Here is a 22,094-nt window from a genome sequence, read left to right as displayed (position 1 = left end):
ATTCAGCCGATTGAGATCGATGGAGGACAGGAATGCACGTCTATGTTTCGGTGGACATGGAGGGTATCGCGGGTATCGCGACGCTCGATCAGACGATCCGCGGCGGTGGCGGCTACCACCGTGCGCAGATGCTCATGACCGCCGAGACCAATGCCGCGATCGCCGGTGCGTTCGACGCCGGTGCGACGAGCGTCCTGGTCAACGACAGCCACGGAACGATGGACAATCTGCTTCACGCCGACCTGGATCCACGGGCGCGTCTGATCTTCGGAACACCGAAGATGCAGTGCATGGCGGAGGGACTGACGTCCGATCACGACGTCGCGCTGTTTGTCGGCTATCACGCACCCGCCGGTGGGCCCGGTGTCCTGGCGCACACGTTCTCGAGCTTGTTCGCCGACGTCCGCCTCGACGGCAAGTCCGTCTCGGAGACCGACGTCAACACCCTCTACGCTGCCACCCAGGGCGTTCCCGTCGGCCTGGTGACGGGTGACGACATCATCTGCGGCTTGGTCGACGCGGCCTCGCCGACAACCGAGACCGTCGAGGTCAAGAAGGCACATGGATGGTCGGCAACCAATTCGCTGCCGCCGTCGCTGGCGTGCGAGCAGATCCGAGCAGGAGCCGAGCGCGCAGTGCGTAAGGCCGACACACTGAAGCCGGTCGAGCTGCGTGACGAATGGACCCTCGAGATCGTTCACCCCACCACCACGGGAGCTGAACTCGCCGAGGCTGTTCCCGGCTCGCGACGGATTTCGGATCGTACGATTTCGCACACACTCGGCAGCGTCGACGACATTCTCGGTCTGATCACTGTCAATGCCCGGCTTGCAGCCGCAGGCGTCTCGACGATCGTGGCAGTCGCCAATCGCACGTAGTGAAGTAGCGACTCCATCGCGAAATGCCGCCGACGCCGTGTGCGCCGGCGGCATTTGTCATCTCTTGGGGCAGAACATGTTCCGACCGACCAAACGTTGCTTCGGCTATTGGTGAAACGGACCAATGCGGTAGACGTGTTCGCTGTCACACTTCATCAGTCTTTTCAATGTTCCAGTCCATGCGGCACAAGACAATTCGGGAGGCTTGATGAAGGCGGAACGCGTCACAGTGGAAGGACCGTCGCGGGCGAGCGACGGTCCGGTTCGAAATATGATGGACAACAGGTCGATTCGTCGTACGACCACCGTTACGGTGGGGCTGCTCAGTACCATCTGGTTGATCGACATGGTGGATCGCGTCATGATCGGGCTTGCGCTTCCGATGATCGGCGACGAATTCTCGCTCAGCAGTACGCAGTTGGGTGGCGTGGTCTCGGTATTCGCGATCTTCTACATGCTCGGGCAGGTCCCCGGCGGAATGTTGGCCGACCGCTTCGGACCCAGGCCACTGTTGATCGTTGCTTTGATCCTGTGGTCGGTGTTCACAGCGTTGACAGGGTTCGCGTGGGGTCTCGTCTCGCTGATGGTCATGCGTGCGATGTTCGGCATCAGCCAGGGGCTCTTTCCAGCGGCGTCGTTCAAGGCTTTGGCTGAGCGGACCCGTCCGAAAACCAGGGCGACCGCGATGGGTTTCATGCTCGGCGCCAACAACCTCGGCCCCGGCATCGCACCGCTGATCATCGCGCCGGTCCTCATGGCCGTGGGGTGGCGTGACGCGTTCTGGCTGGTGGCGATCGTCGGCGCAGTGATCGGCACGGTGGTGTGGTTGGTGCTGCCCGCACCGCTGGACACGGAAATCTCGGAAGATCCCGAGGCAGCCTTGCAACCTCTGGCGAGCGAGCACTCTCGCGCCGCCGTGTTCAAGTCCGCGTCGGTGTGGAAGTTCGCGATTCTGTTCTGCCTGGCCAACATGTCCGCGTACGGGCTGATGACCTGGGTGCCGAGTTATCTGCTCAACGACAAGGGACTCTCGCTGATCGACACGGGAATCTTTGCCGCAATTCCCTTCATCGTCACGGCGCTGGCCACGATTGTGGGCGGGCGGTTGGTGGACAAGTACTTCCACGACCGGGCCAGGATCCTTCTGGTTCCGTGTATGGCCACGTCGGCAGTCCTTTTGTTCCTGATGACCACCGCTGACACCGTCGCGATGTTCACGTTCTACGAGACGTTGGCTCTAGGCATCAGCGGTCTGTGTTCGATGTCGATCTTCGCGATGCCGTTGCGGGCACTTCCGGCCGAATTCCTCGGTTCCGGAATGGGTTTGATCAACGGTTGTGGTCAGTTCGCCGGTTTCATCACCCCGCTCGTGATGGGATGGATGGTGGACCAGTTCTCGTACATGGCTGCATTCGGAGTCCTGGTCGGAGCGACGAGCGCTGCCGCATTGGTGGCCATGATCGTTCCGCAGACCCCGGCGAAATTCTGACAAGGAGACCGAAGATGTCGGCAACGGACGGCACACGAAAGATCGAAGACGACGTCGTCACCGATTTTTCCGAGAAGATGAGTTACGGGGCCTACCTCGGACTCGATACCCTCCTGGATTCGCAGCACCCGGTGAGCGAGCCGGAACACCACGACGAACTCTTGTTCATCATTCAGCACCAGACCAGCGAGTTGTGGCTCAAGCTGTTTCTCCACGAGATACGGGCGGCCAGAGCAGCGATCGCTGCCGACGACATTCGGGTCGCGTTCAAGCGGATCGCACGTGTCAAACACATTCAGGCCACCTTGACCGAGCAGTGGTCGGTGCTGGCGACACTGACGCCGGCGGAGTATGCGGAGTTCAGGGGCGTTCTCGGCAACTCATCGGGGTTCCAGTCGTACCAGTACCGCGCCGTGGAATTCGTGCTCGGAAACAAGAACGCGGGCATGCTGAAGGTGTTCGAATCGGATCCGTCCGCCCATCGATTGTTGGAGACCCTGCTCGGGGAGCCGACACTGTACGACGAGTTCTGGCGGTACCTGTCCAGGCAGGGGTACGACGTTCCGGCGTCGGCTCTCGAACGAGACGTCAGCGCGCCCTACGTGCGAAACGACGAACTGATTCCGCTGGTCAAAGCAATCTACGAGAACGTCGAACAGCACTGGACGGCGTACGAGGCGTTCGAGGAGTTGGTCGACCTCGAGGAGAGCTTTCAGCTGTGGCGGTTCCGGCACCTTCGGACGGTGCTGCGGGTGATCGGCATGAAGAAGGGGACCGGCGGTTCGAGTGGTGGTGCCGGCTTCCTGCAACGTGCGCTGGAGTTGAGCTTCTTTCCCGAGCTGTTTGCCGCCCGAACAGAGATCGGTACCTGACACACCTGCTTGATGGCACCCAGCTGTTCGTGACACACGACGAATCCGAGCCCGAAGGACAGGAGTCTTGGACAAGATCCGACAGGGTCGCTTCGACCAAGCTTGACTGCGAAGTTGCAAGTCGGTGACAGGAGAGCGTCGGAGTGGACAAGAAATCAATGGTGGCAGACCTGGCGGCGTTGGTAACCGCCGAGTCGCCCAGTTCCGATCTCGGCGCAGTCGATGCATGTGCGGACGTGGTGGCCGAAATCGGCGAACGCCACCTCGGAAGCACCCCCGAACGTATCCGCATCGACGGGCGTCAGCACTTGCGTTGGTCGTTCGGCGCGGAGCCGAAGGTGATGCTCCTGGGCCATTTCGACACCGTCTGGCCGCTCGGAACGCTCGCGGAGTTGCCCTGGTCTGTCACCGACAACATCGCCACCGGACCCGGAGTCTTCGACATGAAGGCCGGCATCGTCCAGCTCTTCCACGCGCTCGCATCGCTTCCGTCGCTCGACGGGGTGGTCGTGCTCCTCAATTCCGACGAGGAAATCGGCTCCCCGACCTCGCGCGCACTGATCGAGGAGCAAGCACGTCAGGTCGACGCGGTGCTGGTCCTCGAAGCCGCAGCCGACGGCGCAGTGAAGACCGCGCGCAAGGGTATGTCGCTGTACTGCGTCGACATCGAGGGACGCGCTGCACACGCCGGACTGGAACCCGAACGAGGTGTGAACGCTGTAGTGGAGCTCGCACATCAGATTCAGGCCGTGGTGGAGCTCGCGGACCCGGCGGCGGGAACGTCGGTGGTTCCGTCCGTGATCAGTGGCGGCACGACCACCAATACTGTTGCAGCGCAAGCGCAACTGTGGTGTGACGTTCGCATGTGGTCGGCGACGGAACAGGAACGCATCGACCGTTCGATCCGTGCACTGACACCGGCGCTGGCCGAAAGTCGAATTTCGGTGTCCGGAGGCCCCAACCGTGGACCACTGGAATCAGTGTCTTCGGAGAAGCTGTACTTTCTCGCTCACCAGGTCAGCAGTGAGAGCGGCTTGGGGATGCTGCGCGACTGCGCCGTCGGCGGTGCATCGGACGGAAATTTCACTGCCGCAGTAGGAACTCCCACGTTGGACGGCCTCGGGGCCGTCGGCGGTGGCGCCCACGCAGCGACAGAACACGTAGAGATAGATCAGATGATCCCGCGCGCCACCTTGTTGGCCGGTCTGGTGACTCGAATCCTGGAGGGAGGACTGTGACTATGACGTCGCCGAACAATGTCCAACGCAAGACCGTTCAACCATTCGGAGGTGTATCGCCTTCACGGATGCGGCAAGCAATCAGCCAGGCCGAGCAGGCCGCCCTGCTTGCATGTGTGACTATCGAAACCGTCACCGGGCATGCCGAGTTGGAACAGGTATTCGGTCTGTTCGAGAAGGTATGGCAGCCGGAGAGCGGTAACCCTCCCGTCCATCGGGACATGATGAAAGCGCTCGCACACTCCGGTAACTACGTCGCCGGCGCGTTTCGTGGCGGGGATCTGATCGGCGGCTCGGTTGCATTCTTCGAGGAACCGCAACACCGTTCGTTGCATTCGCACATCACGGGGATCCTCCCGAACGTGCAGAACGGGCACATCGGCCTCGCGTTGAAACTGTTCCAGCGTGCGTGGGCACTGGAACGGGGAATTCTCCACGTGCGGTGGACTTTCGACCCGCTCGTCGCACGCAATGCCTACTTCAACGTCTCGAAACTCGGTGCGTTCCCGATCCAGTATCTGCCGCGTTTCTACGCGCCGATGAACGACAGCCTCAACGGCGGCGCAGACAGCGACCGGTTGTTGATCGACTGGGAAATCGGTAGTAGCAAGGTTGCCGACGTCGTCGCCGGTTCGGGAGAAGTCCCGACTCCCGAGTCCTTGGGGGCGAGCGAACTGCTGTCCGTCTCCGAAGCCGGCCTGCCCGTGTTGAAGTCGACCAAGAATCGATTCGTCACGGTGGCTACACCGAATGACGTGTACACACTGCGTAAGTCGGACCCGACGGCAGCGAACGACTGGCGCCTGGCAGTCCGCGAGACTCTCGGTGGTGTGCTCGCCGAGAACGGAGTGGTTCTCGCAGCTACCAGAACCGGAAAGTACGTGCTGGACCGTGCGCCGGGAACACAGGCAGGCAGGACAACAGCGGAGGTTACATCGTGAAGATCGAAGGAGTTGAATTACGCCGGGCGGCAATGCCGTTGAAAGCGCCGTTCCGTACCTCGTTCGGCACCGAGACCACCAAGGACGTGTTGTTCGTCAAGGTCGTCACCTCGGAGTCGGAGGGCTGGGGCGAGTGCGTGGCGATGTCCGAGCCTCGCTACTGCTCCGAATACACGGACGGCGCCGCCGAAGTCCTTCGTAAGTTCCTGATTCCGTCTCTGGGTGAACTCACCGATCCCGACGTGCACGCACTGAGCGCGACGATGGAACAGTTCGCCGGGCACCCCATGGCCAAAGCGGCATTGGAAACCGCATTTCTCGACGCCGAGTTACGGGCTGCCGGGACGAGCATGTCTTCGTACCTGGGTGCAGTAGTCGATCGCGTACCCGCGGGTGTCTCGGTGGGTATCAAGAATTCGATCGATGAGCTGCTAGAGGAGGTAGGCGGGTTCCTCGATGCCGGATACCTGCGCATCAAACTGAAGATCGAACCGGGCTGGGACATCGAGCCGGTTCGCGCAGTCCGCGAGAGGTTCGGCGACGACGTACTCCTCCAGGTCGACGCGAACACCGCGTACACCCTGGCTGACGCCCGCCATCTCCAGCGGCTCGACGACTTCGACCTCCTGCTGATCGAGCAGCCGCTTCCCGAAGAGGAACTGCGTGGCCACGCCAGGCTGGCCGAGATGATGCGGACGCCGGTCTGCCTCGACGAGTCGATCACCTCCGCGAAGGTCACCGCCGACGCGCTGGCAATCGGTGCGTGCAGCGTGGTGAACATCAAACCGGGACGTGTGGGCGGTTATCTGGAATCGCGTCGTATCCACGACGTCTGCAAGGCCAACGGAATTGCCGTGTGGTGCGGCGGAATGCTCGAGACCGGAATCGGCAGGGCCGCCAACGTCGCGCTTGCCGCGCTCCCCGGATTTGTCCTACCAGGCGATACATCGGCTTCCGACCGGTACTTCGCCGAAGACATCACCGAGCCGTTCGTACTCGACAACGGTTACGTGAAGGTTCCGGAAGGACCGGGTATCGGCGTCGAACCGATCCCCGACCTGCTCGAAGCAATTACCACGTCGGTCGAATGGATCGGCATGGATCGGCTTTGACGAATCACTATGACACACTTCGTTCACAGGACGAAGGAGTGATAGACGTGGGCACCGTACGACCTCGCATCAGTTTGGTGCGGCTTCTCGAAGACGTGGGAACTACGGTGCTGAATCCGGTTGTCGGCGACCCGGAGGCGGTCCAGGAGATCGCCTCGGTGGTCATTCACGACCCCGACGACGACTCACCCTCGACACCGGACTCCATGGTGCTGCTCGTCGGCGTCACCGGAGGCGAACGTATCGCGGAGTCCGTGGCCGGCCTGGCCGAGCGCGGAGTACGCGTGGTGGTCGCGCGAGTGACCACCGAGGTCAGCGATGCGGACCGCGAATCCGTCATCGCCTCGGGCGTCGTGCTGTTGGCCTTGGCGCGAGGAGTCTCGTGGGTTCAGCTGACAAGCCTGCTTCATTCGGTGCTCTCGGCCCGAAACGAAGTCGGGCACATCCACTCACGCGGAGGCGGCCCGGCCGGCGATCTGTTCGCCTTCGCCAACGCTGTCAGCGCACTTCTCGATGCGCCGATCACGATCGAGGACCGCAGCTCACGGGTCATCGCCTTCTCCGGCCGCCAGGAAGAAGGAGACGGTCCACGTATCGCGACCGTTCTGGAGCGGCAAGTTCCTGACCAGTACATTCGAGTGCTCGAAGAGGCCGGGGTCTTCGACCGGCTCTATCGCAGCGACGATCCGGTGTGGGTCTCGGCCGAGACCCTCGGTACCAAAATGGGTCGTATCGCCGTGTCCATCAGAGCCGGCGACGAGTTCCTCGGCTCCATGTGGGTGGCAACCGGTGAGCCGATGTCCGACGACCGGATGCGTGCTCTGCGCGATTCTGCCGGGTTGATCGCGCTGCAGATGTTGCGGTTGCGCGGCGGTGCCGACGCCGAGCGCCGACTGCGCGCAGACCTGATCGCAACCCTTCTCGACGGTGGGTCAGGTGCGGTCGACGCGATGAATCGCCTCGGTCTCGGGACCGGTCCCGCACTCGTGATGGCTTTGGGTCGTAGGTCTTTCGAAGGATCGTCGAAGCCGGACGATGCCGCCCACGTGGTGCGACTGACCGACGCTCTGGCCATGCACCTCGGCGCCGTCCACTCGCAGTCGGCGGCAGCCTTGGTCAACGGAACCGGCTACGCGGTGCTGTCTGTGCGAGGGCATTCCCCGGCCGAAGCCGAGTTGCAGGCGTTCCGTGTGGCCTCGGACTTCCTGGACCGCACCGGAGCGTCCGGCGACACGATCATCGGGATCGGCCGGGTCGTGACCAGACCGGCGCAGCTGAGCCGATCGAAGCGCGACGCCGAACATGCCCTCGAAGTGTTGTTGGCGGGACGAGCGTCGGGCAGCGTCGCCACCTTCAGTAGCGTCCACGTCGATGCCATCCTGTTGGAGATCGCGTCGGAAGCTGCAGCCGAAGGGTTCTCGGACCTCGGACCGATCGAGGCGATCGCCAGCCACGACGCCGCTCATGCGACCTCGTTCGTGGACACTCTCGATGCGTGGCTCAACGCGTTCGGTGATGTCGGTGACGCCGCGGCGTCATTGCACGTGCACCCCAACACCTTTCGGTATCGTCTCAGCAAGTTGAAGGGTATGGCCGCGTTGGATCTCGACGACCCCAACGTCCGCTTCCGGTTGATGGTGCATCTTCGTCTGCGCGGTCCACGCTAGCTCGAAAGCCGAAAAATGCGGGTCGCACTGATTTCTCAGCGCGACCCGCATTCTTTGTCAGTGGGTTCGGATCAGCTGTTGTTGCGAAGTGCTTCGACAGCGATGCGGCCGACGGTTCCGATGGAGGCGTCGATCTTCGGGGCGCGGTGGGTGAGCTCGTGGGACTTGGTGAAGACACCGACGGCGTAACGCTTGCCGTCCGGGTACGCCACGACGCCGGCTTCGTTTCGTACCAGTCCCAGCGTTCCGGTCTTGGCGGCGACAGTGACCTCGTCGGGGAAACCGGACGAAAGGCGGTGCGGCCAGACCTGCTTGCTCATGATGGTTCGGACCTCTTCACAAGCCGATGCGGGGCCGGCTTCGTCCCTCCAGATTGCAGCCAGCAACATTGTGATCTCACGAGGAGTACTGGAATTGGAGCGGGCGGGATCCATGACGGAAATTGTCCGAAGAATTTCGATGGGGGGCATTTCCAGCAAGGTGCCCTTGTCGACGCCGAGGTCGTCGTAGACCGTCTTGAAGAGGCCTCGGCAGTCACGGACCAAGTTGGTCTTCTCCAAACCGAGCCCGCGCAGCGTTGCGACGATGTTGTCGAGTCCGAGACGTTCGTACAAGAAATCCGTGGCGGCGTTGTCGCTGAAGCTCATCATGAGCAGGGCGAGGTCTCGCCAGCTTGCAGTCACGTCGTCGGCGCAGCCGCCGATACCGATGCCGCCGGAGCGGAACTCGGAGGTCACCGTGGCGTGCTCGGTCGGATCAAGGGTGCCTGCCGCTACTTCACGGGCGTACTGAAGCACAACAGGAATCTTGAAAACGGAGGCGAGGATGACACCTTCGTCCGCGCCGTAGCCGAACTCTTCGCCGGAATCGATGTCGCGTGCGTGGACGTAGGCATCGGTCTTCGCTTCGGCGAGTACAGCAGCGATCTCCTGCTGTGCGCTCTCAACGTACGTGGCGGTTTCGGTCATTCGAGAAGCCCTTTCGTCGGTATCCATGTATCTGGGTTATTCGTGGATCTGACGATAGTGAGTCGACGACGGGGGGTCTTGTACGAATCGACGAAGGTTGGCGCACGGTTCGGTGCTGATGCGCCGAATCATCCGGGCGTCGGGGTGTTCTCCGGATCAGGACGCATAAGTTTCGAGGCGACATCCGACCAGTTCGGCGACGGCGCTGCGTCGCTTGTCGGAGACCACGCCTGCCAACAGGAGGGTGAACAATTCGTCGATACGGTCGTTCAAATCGCTTCGTCTGGTGAGCACGTTCGAAACCAGTTGAACGCCGGTGAATGCCGAGATCACCACGCGACCCACCGATTCCGGCTCCACATCGTCGCGGATGTCGCCTTCGAGCTTCGCGGCCTCGGCCAGTTTTCGAAGCTCGCGGATCCACGCGACGTACGGGCCTTGCGAACCGTCGGCAGAGGCCAACTCGAGGGTAAGTCGGATTCCCGCACGAACAATAGGTTCTGCGACGAGTTGGCGGCCCATCTCATGGCACACCATGACGAGCTGTTCCAGTGCCGGTGCGCCTGTGGCTGCAACTGCGGTGAAGGCACTGATCGAGATCTGGTGCTGTTCTTCGATCACCGCCTGAGCCAGTTCGTCTTTGGACGAGAAGTGAAAATAGACCGCGCCCTTGGTCATCTGCGCCGCGGACACGATGTCATTCATGCTCGTGCTGCCGTACCCCGTGACTTCGAACCGATCAGCAGCACCTTGAAGAATCTGTCGGCGACTGATCGTGGCACGTTCCTGCATTGCTCCCTTGTCCTCCGACTGTTAACACGTGAACCAGTTTTAGGGCCCTAGGTCCCGGACCAGCGACCCACGGTAGCAGCGAATCTCGTGCTCGCGCGACAGCGCGAAACGGACTGTTCGGTGTGCAATCGCAGGTCACGGTCGGTAGGAGCGACAAATGCGACCGCCGCAACCTCCGTTGGAGGCTGCGGCGGGGAGTCCAGTTATCGGCCAGCGAAATTCGGTCGAAGGTATGCGATCAACGAGTCGAGACAGTTGCCTCGAAGCCGAGGTCGCGTAGCGCCGACTTGAGTTTGGACTGTGCCTCGTCGAGAGATTCGGGTGACGGCGAGGTGTCGGCGCCACTGATGTCGAAGTTCCCCATGTCGTATGCGGGGAAAACATGAACGTGAAGATGCGGAACTTCCAGACCTGCGATGAGGAGACCCGACCGAGGCGCGTCGAACGCCTTACGCACGGCTTGGCCGAGGTTGCGGGCAACAGCGGTGACCTTGGCAAAGAGTTCAGGATCCACGTCCTGCCACTGATCGACCTCGGCTCGCGGAACCACAAGCACGTGGCCCTGCGTTACCGGCGCGATGGTCAAGAACGCGACGACGTCCTCGTCCTCCCACACGAAACGTCCTGGTAGATCCCCGTTGATGATGGCACTGAAGACTGAAGGCATATCCCGAGATTAGCCCGCGTCCGGTTGCCAGGAAACTCCCAGGCTGGACGCAGGTTCGTCGGAGCCGGCCCGATAAATCTAGGACGCATGACGACAGAAGCCATGCAGACCGCGGGCAGCACGGACGCAGAGGAGGTCTCCGCGACGACTGTAGTGCTGGACGTGGTCGTCCCGGTATACAACGAAGAGGCAGGCCTCGAGACGTGCGTGCGGCGCCTGCGCCGGCATTTACGCACGCAGGTGCCATTCTCTGCACGAATTACCATCGCGGACAACGCCAGTGTCGACGGCACGTTGGCACTCGCCCGTTCCCTCGCCGAAGAATTCGACGACGTCCGGGTCGTCCACCTGGATGCGAAGGGTCGTGGTCGAGCACTGCGGCAGGTATGGAGCGACTCCGATGCCGACGTGGTCGCGTACATGGACGTCGACCTCTCGACCGACCTCAACGCCCTGATGCCGTTGATTGCTCCGTTGCTCTCCGGACACTCGGACATCGCCATCGGTTCCCGGCTGGCACGATCGTCCCGCGTGGTGCGCGGCCCCAAGCGTGAGTTCATCTCACGTAGCTACAACCTCATCCTCCGAAGCGCACTGCATGCTCGCTTCTCCGACGCCCAGTGCGGATTCAAAGCCATGCGCGTCGATGTTGCACGGCAACTACTTCCGCTGGTGGAGGACACCGGGTGGTTCTTCGATACCGAATTGCTGGTGCTGGCCGAGCGAGCGGGCATGCGGATTCACGAGGTCCCTGTCGACTGGGTGGACGACCCGGACAGCCGGGTGGACATCATTGCCACGGCAGTTGCCGACCTCAAAGGTGTGGTCCGTGTCGGGCGAGCACTGTCTACTGGTTCCCTTCCATTGGCCGAGCTCAGGGCTAGTTTCGGACGTGAACCGTTGGTTCCCGGAGTTCCACGAGGAATGGTCGGGCAGCTCTCACGCTTTGCCGTGGTGGGAGTCATTTCGACGCTCGCGTACGCGCTGCTCTACCTCGCTCTGCACTCGATCATGGGTGCGCAGTGGGCCAACGCCGTCGCATTGCTGGTGACCGCGGTATTCAACACCGCCGCCAACCGGGCCTTCACCTTCGGGATCCGAGGGTCGGAAGGATCCGCTCGTCACCAGATGCAGGGCCTGCTCGTGTTCGGGTTCGGTCTACTGCTCACCAGCGGATCGTTGTTCGTGCTCGACGTCATGGCGCCCGATGCTTCCAAGCACGTGGAGCTTGCCGTACTCGTCATCGCCAATCTTGTTGCCACAGTCAGTCGATTCATCGCACTGCGCTGGGTGTTTCGCACCGCACAATCCGTAGGAGCCAATCGATGACCGCCACTGCAGAGACACTCGCCGCGCCGCTGCCGGCGCCGGAACCGCAACGTCAGGTGCGCTGGGAACCGTGGGCACTGGGAGTGTTGTTGGTGGGCACCGGAGTCGCCTACATCTGGGGCCTGGGCGCGTCCGGATGGGCCAACTCGTTCTATGCTGCTGCGGTACAGGCAGGTTCGGTGTCTTGGAAGGCTTTCTTCTTCGGCTCCTCGGACGCTGCAAACTCGATCACCGTCGACAAGCCGCCCATGTCCCTGTGGTTGATGTCGCTGTCGGTTCGCATCTTCGGACTCAATTCCTGGGCGATGTTGGTGCCGCAGGCACTCCTCGGGGTCGGATCGGTTGCACTGTTGTGGGGAACGGTTCGACGGTATTTCGGTGCGGCCGCCGGCCTCCTCGCAGGCCTGGTACTTGCGCTCACACCCGTAGCGGCGCTGATGTTCCGGTTCAACAACCCGGATGCTCTGCTGGTGCTCCTGATGATCGCAGCAGTGTGGGCGATGATGCGCGCCGTGCAGGACGGCCGCACCCGCTGGCTCGTGTTGGTCGGTATCTTCTGCGGATTCGGTTTTCTGACAAAGCAATTACAGGTCATGTTGGTGGTTCCACCGCTGGCGCTCACCTATCTGATCGCCGGACCGCCGAAACTGGGTAAGCGCGTACTCCAACTGTTCGCGGCACTGGGCGGACTGATCGTCTCCGCCGGATGGTGGTTGGCAATCGTCGAACTGTGGCCGGCCGACTCGCGTCCGTGGATCGGTGGTTCACAGAACAATTCGATTCTCGAACTGACGCTCGGCTACAACGGGCTCGGGCGCTTGAGCGGCAACGAGACCGGAAGCGTCGGCGGCGGCGGAATGCGCGGTGCTGGTGATGCTGCGGCCGGCGCTGCTGCGGGCGGTTTCCCCGGCATGGGCGAGGCCGCAGGTGGTATGGCCGGGGGAGGTATGGCACCAGGTGGTGGGGCCGGCGGTGGTATGTGGGGGAGTACCGGCATTACCCGACTGTTCGAATCGGCCCAGGGCGGACAGATCGCCTGGTTGATTCCTGCTGCACTGATACTTCTGGTGGCTGGAATCGTGCTGCGAGGCAAGGCACCCCGCGCTGACACGCAGCGTGCGTCATTCATCGCCTGGGGGCTCTGGCTGTTGGTGACCGGACTGACCTTCAGTTTCATGGCGGGAATCTTCCACGCCTACTACACCGTTGCGCTGGCGCCGGCGATCGCCGCGCTGATCGGTTCAGGATCGGTAGTGGCGTGGCGTCATCGTGACGTCCTCTGGGTTCGCATCATTCTGGCGGTGTCCTTGGCCGCAACCGTCGCGATGGCGTGGGTACTGCTCGGACGCTCGCCTTCGTTCGTACCGTGGCTTCGCTGGACCATTCTGGTGGTCGGCATCGTCAGTGCCGTGGCAGTGCTGATTCCGGCAGTGACGCGAGGTCGATTGGCTGTGGCAGTGATTCTCGCAGCGATCTTCACCGGTCTGGCAGGTCCGACTGCATACGCGATCGACACGATCAACACTCCGCATACCGGTTCCATAGTTTCGGCCGGACCGAGCGTCGAAGGTGGAATGGGCGGGCCCGGCGGAGGCTTCGGTGGATTCGGTGGCACGGCTGATGGCGGTAACCGTCGGACTGACGGGGCTGGGACCGGAATGCCGGGCACGCCCCCTGTAGGAATGGGTCAGATGCCCGGTGGTGCAACAGTTCCGGGCGGTACCACGCCGACCACCGACGGAACGCGGGGCGCAATGGGAGGCGGTGCCGGTGGTCTACTGCAGGGCAGCACGCCGGGAGCCGCTGTTGTGTCCACTCTCGAAGAGAACTCCGACCAGTTCACGTGGGTAGCCGCGGCAATCGGGTCCAACAGCGCATCGGGTTATCAGCTTGCGACGCAGTCACCGGTCATGGCTATCGGAGGGTTCAACGGGAGCGATCCGTCGCCGACGCTCGCGCAGTTCCAGCAGTACGTGGCAGAGGGCAAGATTCACTTCTTCATCGCCGGCGGTGGGATGGGTGGCGGTATGAACGCCGAAGGCACCGCTACCGCTATCTCGACGTGGGTGACCGAAAACTTCACCGCCACAACGGTGGACGGAGTAACCCTCTACGACTTGACGGTTGCAGGCTGACCAACAGGAACGCACGCCAGGTCCGCATCGGAGGTGCTTCCTCCGATGCGGACCTGGCGTGAAGTTGTATGCCTGAGGTTCGTCCTCAGGTTTTGAAGGTGGTGTTCGCCGGCCGTGGGTGCTGCTGCGGGTCGATCGAGGGTGGCGGGATGAACCACGGTTTGTTGTCGACACCGATTCGGATCACCCATTTCCCGACGAACCCGGCTTTTCGGTGCATCAACCGATGATGTGAACGGCACAGCAGCACCAGGTTGTTCATCACCGTCGGGCCACCGTTCGCCCAGTGCCGGATATGGTGCGCATCAGTCCAGGCGGGCACGCATGTGCAGCCCGGGAACGCGCAGCCTCTGTCTCGGGCAATCAACGCCACTCGCTGTTCGGCGGTGACCAACCGTTTTCCTGGTTGCGCATCGAGCGGTGCCCCATGATCGTCGAGCAGAACGGTCGACAGGAAACAATCACACCCGAGAAGCCTGGTCTGCGACACCGACAGCGGTCCGAGCCAGGGCATGTGCCCGACATCAAGATCCGACACAGCCATTCCGTCATCAGCAGTGGAGGGTGCTGCGGCGCAGTCCCGATGCTCAGCGAGATCACGGGCGTTGATGTGCACGTTCACGTGCGGGCGCTGACCACCGTCGGTGCCGGTTTTGGCGCAGTCGAGGTACCGGCGGATCAGTTCGGTGAACCCGTCGGCCGTCCGCTTGGCCGCCGACCGAGCATCCGGGGTTCCATCCGGTGCCGGGGTGGGCATCGTCAGATTCGACAACGCCGACAGCAGCATTTCACCGGTCAGGGCATCGAAATCACCACGCACCACCACCCGACCGTTCAACGTCGACGCGATCCGCAACTCGTTGAGATCGACATCCTCGGCGGGCGGGATCTCATCCGATTCGAACAACCGCTCCAACGTCGCGATCACGTTCCGCACTTTCGTCGTCGTCGCCTCCACACCCGACGCAGCCGCCAACAACAAATCGATGCACTTCGGTAGCGCCTCCTCCGGCATCCCCTTCGGCGGTGACTCACAGAACGCCACGATCAACACAGCATGATCGAACGAGCAATCCCCGCCATCGAACCGAGCAGCCACCGCCGGAAACGGCCGCAACGCCGCACCCAACGCGGCGATCTTCTTCCCGTCCCGAACCTGCAGCATCGTGTTAGCCGCCAACCACGCACCCACCCCGCGACTGGCAATCACCTGATCATCCGGGCGCAACGACAACTCGTCCACCACCGCCACCCGCACAGCCTCGAGACGCAGAATCTCCGCACTCGCTTCGACAGCAGCAGCACGCAACTCGGCAGCAGTCAACTGCCACAGGCGTCCGCGTAACCCCACCGCAGAACCAGACACCACATCCGACAACAAGACGCTCATTGAATCCCCCGATCCCCTCCCCAAACCATACTCGAACACGTGTTCGAGTCAAGGGCCGATTTCGCAGGGGCTAAGCGCTAATAATGTCGAGGTCGTGGACAACGTCGCAGCAGGCGCCGAGCAATTCGCGATCATGGCTGATGAGTAATACGCCGACGCCGGTTTCGGCGGCGCGACTCTCGATCAACCGAATGAGCGCGGCCGTCGTGGCGGCGTCGAGCATCGCCGTCGCCTCGTCACAGATGAGGTATTTCGGTTGTTGCGCCAGCGATCTCGCCAGGCAGGCGCGCTGTAGTTGGCCGTCGCTCACCTGGTGTGGTCTGCGCGACAAGAGATCGGGAGTGAGGCCCACTTCTGCTGCCAGCGCGGCCACATCGATTGACCTACTGGCAATGTCACCGGGTTGGCCGATGATCGAGGCGAGCGTCTGCCGAGGGTCGGTCGATGCGCGAGGTGACTGAAACAGCATGGACACCGTGCCGCGTAGTGCCGCGGGTACCGAGAATTTGGTACCCACAACGGGTGATCCGTCGATCCGCACCTCGCCTGACCACGGTGCGTCCAACGTGGCGAGAATCCTTGCAAGTGTTGTTTTTCCGGTGCCCGAAGTCCCGCTCAGGCCGATCAGCCTTCTCGGCGGAATTTCGAGCGAGACGTTCTCGAGCACCGGTCGGTTCCGGTGGTAACCGCTGGTAATTCCCAGAGCTTGCAAACTCATGTCAGCCCACCTTCCGCAGCGTTCGGTACGTGCGGTCACCCAATGTGACGAGTTCGGTCGGGCCACCGGATTGTTTCGACTCCGGGCGTCGTAGGTGATAGACGCACTCCTCGGGGAGATCGGTGAGTTGCGGTGGCGATCCCGGCATGGGAGTCAAACCTCTGGAAGGTAAGGCGCCGAGAAGGTCTCGGGTGTAATCGTGAAGCGGATCTTTGAACACCAGCGCGGCCGGGCCGGTCTCCATGATGCGTGATGCGTACATGACGGCAAGTCGATCAGCGACACCGCTGCGGGTGAGGGATGCCAGGTCATGGGTGATGAGCAGGACCGCCGCTCCGGCGTCCGCGCACTCTCGAAGTAATCCCATGACGTGGTCGGTGAGTTCGCGGTCGAGGTTGGCGGTGGGTTCGTCTGCGACGATCACCGACGGATTCCCGGCCAGCGCACCGGCAATGGCCACGCGTTGCGCCATGCCGCCCGACAGTTCGTGCGGGTAGCAGTCCAGGGCCGACGGTTCGAGTCCGACGCGAAGTGCCAAGGCATCGCAAGTGTGATCGCTGCCGAGTGCGTCGATCGTCTCCTGTAGCTGCGATCGCGCAGTGCGGACGGGGGTGAGATGTGTTGCGGCGGATTGTGGAACGAGAGCCACGTGCCGCCCACGGAACGCGGCGCCGGAGAAGACGTCGATCTCGAGGTCCGGTGTTCCGACGGTGACCGTTCCGGTTCGAGAAGCATTCGGCGGCAACATGTTCATGACCGAGGTGGCGATGATCGACTTGCCACACCCCGATTCCCCGACAAGTGCGGTCACCGTGCCAGCTTGAACGTCGAGGTCGATGTCGCTCGCAGCGTGAACTACCGATCCTCCGAGTAGAGGGATCCTGACGGTGAGAGATTCGATGCGCAGGCCGTGGTTCACAGTCGCAACTCCGAAGGTCGAGGGGGCGTGAGCATCGACCGCAGGGCCGAACCGGCGACGGCAACTGCGACGGTGGCGATCACGAGAACTGTGGCGGGGAATACCAGCGTCCACCAACCGCCGAGGAGCAGAGAACTGCGTGCCTCTTCGAGAAGCGTCCCGAGACTGGGCTTGTGCGGGGGAAGGCCGAATCCCAGGAAGGACAACGTCGATTCGTGCCAGACGGCGTGGGGCAGCAGGAGAACGACTGCGATCAAAGCCTGTGGCGCCGTCGCCGGCACGAGGTGGCGCATGATCACGTGACGTCGACTGGCTCCCGCGAGAATGGCGGCGTCGATGTAGGGACGCTCGCGCAGACTCAAGATCTCGGAGCGGATGATCCGGGCCACTTGGGTCCAGTGGGTCAGTGCGATCGAAAGCACGATGGCGGCAATGCTTCCACGGAACATCGCGACGATGACGATGCCGAGCAACAGGTGGGGGAGTGCGTTGACGGCATCGGTGCCGCGCATGACGAACCTGTCCACCCAGCCGCCGACCAGTCCGGCCGTAGTGCCGACGGCGACGCCGATCACCGTGGCGAGCAGTGCGCAGGCGAGTGCGATCAGAAGTGAGGTTCTGATGCCTGCAGCTATGCGCACGAATAGATCTCGGCCCGCCGAGTCAGTTCCGAACGGGTGATCGAACGACGGAGCCAGGCGAGCCGCCGAGAAGTCTGTGACTCGGTCGTCGACGTCGGCCAACCATGGGACCAACGCCGCGTACAGCGCCACGAGGATCAGCACGCCGACGGCGATCTTGAAGCGTCGTTCAGCCATCGGTACTCACTCTCGGGTCGAGTACTGCAACGAGGACGTCGGCAATTAGTGAGCCGAGCATGACCGTCAATGTCGTACCGACGGTGAGGAACGCGAGCAGTGCCATGTCGAGGTCACGGGCTGACGAGACGATGGCGCCGGCGATCCCTGGCCAACTGAAGACCTCTTCCACCAGCACTGCCCCGACTATCAGCTCGGGCAGTCGCACGCCGACGATGTTCACGAAAGGCGCCAGTGAGGTCGGCAGTATGTGGCGTTTCGTGATGGTCGGCGTCGGGATTCCGCGTGCTACGGCGCCCGCGACAAATCCCTCACTTTTCGAACCCACGACGGATTCTCGGACCGCGAGTAGGAGCCACGGCATCTGCGAGATGGAGAGGACCGTCACCGGTAGGACCAAGTGCCGGATCACCTGTCCCGGTGTGGGATCGGCACCCCCGTCGGTCAACCCGGCGACCGGGAGCCAGCCGAGAGTCAACGCGAAGAGCGCGATGGCACCCAGCGACAAGACAAACGGCGGAAGTCCTTGGACCACGACGCTCAGCCCGGACACGGTCTTGTCCAAGAATCCTCCACTGCGGATTCCGGCGAGAACACCGAGTGTCAGCGAGGCGAGAATCGCGATGAGGAGCGAGATACCGACCAGCAGCAGGGTCCATGGCAGACGCTCGGAGATAACTTGGGAAACAGGCTGATTGAACGATCTGGAGATCCCGAGATCACCGGTGAACACGCCCTGGAGCCAATTCCAGTACGTGCTGTACCAGGGGTTGTCGAAACCCATCTGATCGGCGATCAACGCTTTGTCCGCGTCGCTGGTCGTCATGTATCGCGTGCCCAGGTAGCCGACAAGTGGATCGAACGGTGAGATCGCGGCGGCGGCAAAGAGTCCCGCGGACACCACGGCGATCACCGGCACGATGAACAACGCCCGCCGACCGACCATCGTGAGGATGGCCTTTCGGCGGGAGTTGCCACGGTGGTCGAGCGATTGCCGCGCGTCTACCCGAACGTCGACCGCTGTCATTGCCCTCTGGCCCACGTCTGCAGTGACCACCACGGGCCCCAGGTCACACCGTGTGAGTGTGGCTCGAGTACAGGTCCGGACATCTGCCAGTCGGAATCCTTCGAAACGTACGTATGGTCGAGGAATACGAGGATGACAAATCCGGGATCCTCGACGTACGCCTGCTGCACGTCGCGATACGCGGCGTCACGCGTTGCCTGATCCAGGCTGCGGCGTCCTACTTCCAAGCCTGCGTCGACTGCTGGATTGGAGTAGTCGCTGGCGTTGTCGTAGATGCTGCCGACCCCGGGCGCTATGTACTTCGAGTTCAGCGCGTCGTACGCCTGCGTGTCTGGATCGAAAGGTTCGTCTCCACCACCGAGAAGCGTCGAATCCTGGTTGATTCGAGGGTCTATGCGGTCCCAGGAGAGCGCTTCGAGATCCACCTCGATGCCGACAGCGAGAGCATCGGAGGCAAATGCCTGAGCGAGATCACGTCGAACGGTGTCGACGGAGTTGTACATGATCGTGAACTGCGCCCGCTGACCGTCTTTCGAACGGATTCCGTCGGCACCTTCGATCCAGCCCGCTTCGGTGAGAATTCGCTCGGCCTCGGCCGGGTCGTAGGCGAAGGTTGCGTTCGGGTTGTACGAATCGCCGTAGACCTCGGGGATCGGAGTGGCGGCGACGCGGCCGTGTCCGCCCAGGACGTTGTCGATCATCGACTGGCGATCGGCGGCGAGGTTGAGCGCCATCCGTACGGCTTTGTCGCCTGCCACGGGATTGTTCGTCGGAAGTGAGAGACCGCGCCAGTCCGCTGACTGATGGGCAGTCACCGACATGTTGTCTTTGCCCGAGAACGTATTGGCAAGCAGTGGAGGGAGATTGGTTCCGTCAATCTCGCCGGATACCATACGTTGGGCGCGGGTGTTGTCGTCCGGAACGTAGAGGAGAGTGAGCTTCTTGATCTCCGGTGCACCGTCCCAGTAGTTCTCGTTCGCCTCGAAGACCGCTCGATCCGGTGAGAGATCGACGAGTGTGTACGGACCCGTACCGACAGGCGCGGTGTTCAACGGCGATTCGGCGGCCAGTCCGGGTGTCGCGAGGGATTCCGACGGGACCATGCCGATCAGCATCTTCGTCAGCAGGGGCGCATACGAGTAGGCGAGACGAAACTCGACTGTGCTGTCGTCGACGGCCACGACGTCGCTGATCATGTCGTACGACGACCGCGCTTCGGAGGCGGAAGCGGGATCGAGGATCGCCTTGTACGTGGCAACCACGTCGTCGGCGTCGAAGGTCGACCCGTCGGAGAAGGTGACCCCGTCGCGGAGTTTGACCGTCCAGACTGTCGCGTCGGCATTGGCAGTGGGCATCTCCGCGGCCAGAGACGGCTCGAATCCCGGCATGCCGGTCCCTCCGGTGAGCCGGACGAGGCCGTCGTACATCTTGGCCTCACCGGCAGCGCCGAAGCCTGCGACCGGGTTGTAGCCGCCCAGCTCGTAGCCGTCGGCCAAGACCAGGCCGTCGCTGTTGCCCGAGGAGTCGGTGCCAGTCGGGCTACTGCACGACGTGATCAGAAGTGCGCCGATTGCGGCGGTTGCGGTGAGCGTCAGAACGCCTGGTTTGTGGAGTTTCACGGGTGTCCTTTCCTTGGTGGACAGGTGTACGAAAACATCTGTTCACCTATTCAGGTATTCATATGATCTCATCTCGAAACGGATATTTCGCACAAAGGCCGAACGCTGGGACCTTGGCCCCGCCAGTGGCACTCCGAGAGCCCTGTTATCGCAGGCCGTAGTCTGTTCACCGTGCGCGTACTAGTAATCGGCTCCGGAGCCCGTGAACATGCCCTCCTTCTCTCTCTTGCTCGCGATCCAGGTGTCACGGCCCTGATCTGCGCGCCTGGCAATGCCGGGATCGCAAAAATCGCCGAGCAGCACCCCATCGACGTCGCTTCGGGTGACGCGGTTACCGCGCTGGCCCAGAAGGTCGAAGCCGACCTCGTCGTCATCGGACCCGAGGTTCCGCTGGTCCTCGGTGTCGCAGACGCGGTGCGCGCAGCAGGTATCGCCTGCTTCGGGCCTTCGGCCGACGCCGCCCGCATCGAGGGATCGAAGGCTTTCGCCAAGGACGTGATGGCTGTCGCCGGCGTCAAGACCGCTCACAGTGAGATCGTCGACAATCCGGCCAAGCTCGACGAAGCACTCGACCGCTTCGGTCCCAACTGGGTGGTCAAGGACGACGGATTGGCCGCGGGTAAGGGCGTAGTCGTCACGACGGATCGTCTCGCCGCGCGCGATCATGCCGCAGAACTGCTCGAGACCGGACACCCGGTTCTCCTCGAGTCCTTCCTCGACGGTCCGGAAGTTTCGCTCTTCTGCCTCGTCGACGGCGAAACCGTGATCCCGCTGCTCCCGGCTCAGGACCACAAGCGAGTAGGCGACGGAGACTCCGGACCCAACACCGGCGGCATGGGCGCGTACACCCCATTGCCGTGGCTGCCCGACGAGATGGTCACGCAGATCGTCGACGACGTCGTCAAGCCTGTCGCTGCCGAGTTGGTCGCGCGCGGTAGCAGTTTCTCCGGCCTTCTCTACGCCGGTCTGGCGATCGGTGTCGACGGCCCGGCCGTCGTCGAATTCAACTGCCGGTTCGGTGACCCCGAAACTCAGGCCGTGCTTGCTCTCCTCGAAACGCCGCTGGGCGGTCTACTCAATGCGGCCTCGACCGGAACACTCGATTCGGTCGGTCCGTTGCAGTGGCGCGACGGTTCCGCTGTCACGGTCGTGATTGCCGCGGAGAACTACCCGTCAACCCCACGCACCGGCGACGTGATCACCGGAGCCGACGCCGACGGAGTCCTGCACGCCGGTACCAAGAAGCGTGAAGACGGTGCCGTCGTCTCGGCCGGCGGGCGTGTGCTGAGTGTTGTCGGAGTGGGCAAGGATCTGACCGAAGCTCGCGACGACGCCTACGCAAAGATCGCCGACGTCAAGCTTCCCGGCGGTCATTTCCGCAAGGACATCGGGCTCGGCGCCGTCGAAGGTCGCATCTCAATTCCCTGACTCGTTCTTTCGGAGGGCCGGTGAACTTTCTGTTCATCGGCCCTTTTCATGGAAAATCAACGGTTCCTTGAAGTTACCCACGAGTAT

Annotated in this window: 19 protein-coding genes; 10 read left to right on the top strand and 9 right to left on the bottom strand. The window is 62.5% G+C overall.

Annotation, left to right across the window (positions count from 1 at the left end):
• The first annotated feature begins 32 nt into the window (after positions 1–32).
• The 7 genes from M1L53_RS04615 to M1L53_RS04585 all read left to right on the top strand — a co-directional run bounded on the left by M1L53_RS04615 (position 33) and on the right by M1L53_RS04585 (position 8,197).
• On the top strand, positions 33–878 hold the full coding sequence (locus M1L53_RS04615; protein WP_054188092.1) for a M55 family metallopeptidase: 846 nt from the start codon (positions 33–35) through the stop codon (positions 876–878).
• 208 nt (positions 879–1,086) lie between these two features.
• Positions 1,087–2,367 (top strand): MFS transporter, encoded by a 1,281-nt coding sequence (locus M1L53_RS04610; protein WP_037132270.1) that lies wholly within the window; start codon positions 1,087–1,089, stop codon positions 2,365–2,367.
• A 14-nt stretch (positions 2,368–2,381) separates the two neighbouring features.
• Positions 2,382–3,239 carry a tryptophan 2,3-dioxygenase gene (locus M1L53_RS04605; RefSeq protein WP_019747028.1) on the top strand — a complete coding sequence of 286 codons (858 nt, stop codon included), beginning with the start codon at positions 2,382–2,384 and terminating at the stop codon, positions 3,237–3,239.
• 143 nt (positions 3,240–3,382) lie between these two features.
• Positions 3,383–4,477 carry a M20 family metallopeptidase gene (locus M1L53_RS04600; protein ID WP_054188093.1) on the top strand — a complete coding sequence of 365 codons (1,095 nt, stop codon included), beginning with the start codon at positions 3,383–3,385 and terminating at the stop codon, positions 4,475–4,477.
• 68 nt (positions 4,478–4,545) lie between these two features.
• On the top strand, positions 4,546–5,418 hold the full coding sequence (locus M1L53_RS04595; RefSeq protein ID WP_261949203.1) for a GNAT family N-acetyltransferase: 873 nt from the start codon (positions 4,546–4,548) through the stop codon (positions 5,416–5,418).
• Positions 5,415–6,530, top strand: a complete 1,116-nt coding sequence (gene menC, locus M1L53_RS04590) for an o-succinylbenzoate synthase (RefSeq protein ID WP_054188095.1) — start codon at positions 5,415–5,417, stop codon at positions 6,528–6,530. Before M1L53_RS04595 ends, menC begins: the two co-directional genes overlap by 4 nt.
• A 47-nt stretch (positions 6,531–6,577) precedes the next feature.
• On the top strand, positions 6,578–8,197 hold the full coding sequence (locus tag M1L53_RS04585; protein WP_003945928.1) for a CdaR family transcriptional regulator: 1,620 nt from the start codon (positions 6,578–6,580) through the stop codon (positions 8,195–8,197).
• A 71-nt stretch (positions 8,198–8,268) separates the two neighbouring features.
• Here the strand turns inward: M1L53_RS04585 and M1L53_RS04580 are convergent, their stop codons facing one another.
• The 3 genes from M1L53_RS04580 to M1L53_RS04570 form a co-directional block, all read right to left on the bottom strand.
• A complete protein-coding gene (locus M1L53_RS04580; protein ID WP_054188096.1) occupies positions 8,269–9,165 on the bottom strand; it encodes a serine hydrolase in 897 nt (298 codons plus the stop codon).
• A 156-nt stretch (positions 9,166–9,321) separates the two neighbouring features.
• Positions 9,322–9,957 carry a ScbR family autoregulator-binding transcription factor gene (locus M1L53_RS04575; RefSeq protein ID WP_054188097.1) on the bottom strand — a complete coding sequence of 212 codons (636 nt, stop codon included), beginning with the start codon at positions 9,955–9,957 and terminating at the stop codon, positions 9,322–9,324.
• Positions 9,958–10,195: 238 nt separating this feature from the next.
• Positions 10,196–10,624, bottom strand: coding sequence for an HIT family protein (locus tag M1L53_RS04570; protein WP_054188098.1), 429 nt, complete (start codon positions 10,622–10,624; stop codon positions 10,196–10,198).
• Positions 10,625–10,711: 87 nt separating this feature from the next.
• Between M1L53_RS04570 and M1L53_RS04565 the strand changes: the two genes are divergently transcribed.
• Both M1L53_RS04565 and M1L53_RS04560 read left to right on the top strand, forming a co-directional pair.
• Positions 10,712–11,953: a glycosyltransferase gene (locus M1L53_RS04565; RefSeq protein ID WP_007734387.1), complete on the top strand. Its 1,242-nt coding sequence runs from the start codon at positions 10,712–10,714 to the stop codon at positions 11,951–11,953.
• Positions 11,950–14,088: a glycosyltransferase family 39 protein gene (locus M1L53_RS04560; protein ID WP_054188099.1), complete on the top strand. Its 2,139-nt coding sequence runs from the start codon at positions 11,950–11,952 to the stop codon at positions 14,086–14,088. Before M1L53_RS04565 ends, M1L53_RS04560 begins: the two co-directional genes overlap by 4 nt.
• 85 nt (positions 14,089–14,173) lie before the next feature.
• On the opposite strand, the gene M1L53_RS04555 is transcribed toward M1L53_RS04560, so the two are convergent.
• The 6 genes from M1L53_RS04555 to M1L53_RS04530 form a co-directional block, all read right to left on the bottom strand.
• Positions 14,174–15,478, bottom strand: a complete 1,305-nt coding sequence (locus M1L53_RS04555; RefSeq protein WP_076948586.1) for an HNH endonuclease signature motif containing protein — start codon at positions 15,476–15,478, stop codon at positions 14,174–14,176.
• A 70-nt stretch (positions 15,479–15,548) separates the two neighbouring features.
• Positions 15,549–16,196 carry an ABC transporter ATP-binding protein gene (locus M1L53_RS04550; protein ID WP_054188026.1) on the bottom strand — a complete coding sequence of 216 codons (648 nt, stop codon included), beginning with the start codon at positions 16,194–16,196 and terminating at the stop codon, positions 15,549–15,551.
• Position 16,197: 1 nt separating this feature from the next.
• Positions 16,198–17,115 carry an ABC transporter ATP-binding protein gene (locus M1L53_RS04545; RefSeq protein WP_054188025.1) on the bottom strand — a complete coding sequence of 306 codons (918 nt, stop codon included), beginning with the start codon at positions 17,113–17,115 and terminating at the stop codon, positions 16,198–16,200.
• Positions 17,112–17,933: an ABC transporter permease gene (locus M1L53_RS04540; RefSeq protein ID WP_054188024.1), complete on the bottom strand. Its 822-nt coding sequence runs from the start codon at positions 17,931–17,933 to the stop codon at positions 17,112–17,114. Before M1L53_RS04540 ends, M1L53_RS04545 begins: the two co-directional genes overlap by 4 nt.
• Positions 17,926–18,960, bottom strand: coding sequence for an ABC transporter permease (locus M1L53_RS04535; protein ID WP_007734398.1), 1,035 nt, complete (start codon positions 18,958–18,960; stop codon positions 17,926–17,928). Before M1L53_RS04535 ends, M1L53_RS04540 begins: the two co-directional genes overlap by 8 nt.
• Positions 18,957–20,579, bottom strand: coding sequence for an ABC transporter substrate-binding protein (locus M1L53_RS04530; RefSeq protein ID WP_054188023.1), 1,623 nt, complete (start codon positions 20,577–20,579; stop codon positions 18,957–18,959). The genes M1L53_RS04535 and M1L53_RS04530 overlap by 4 nt, the downstream gene beginning before the upstream one ends.
• 171 nt (positions 20,580–20,750) lie before the next feature.
• On the opposite strand from M1L53_RS04530, the gene purD reads away from it, so the two are divergent.
• On the top strand, positions 20,751–22,007 hold the full coding sequence (purD, locus tag M1L53_RS04525; protein WP_007734401.1) for a phosphoribosylamine--glycine ligase: 1,257 nt from the start codon (positions 20,751–20,753) through the stop codon (positions 22,005–22,007).
• Positions 22,008–22,094: the final 87 nt, after the last annotated feature.

The organism is Rhodococcus sp. T9N (assembly GCF_024436645.1).
Classification (GTDB): Bacteria; Actinomycetota; Actinomycetes; order Mycobacteriales; family Mycobacteriaceae; genus Rhodococcus_F; species Rhodococcus_F qingshengii.
Note: the sequence above shows the minus strand (reverse complement) of the source record. Positions and strands in the feature narration are given on the sequence as shown.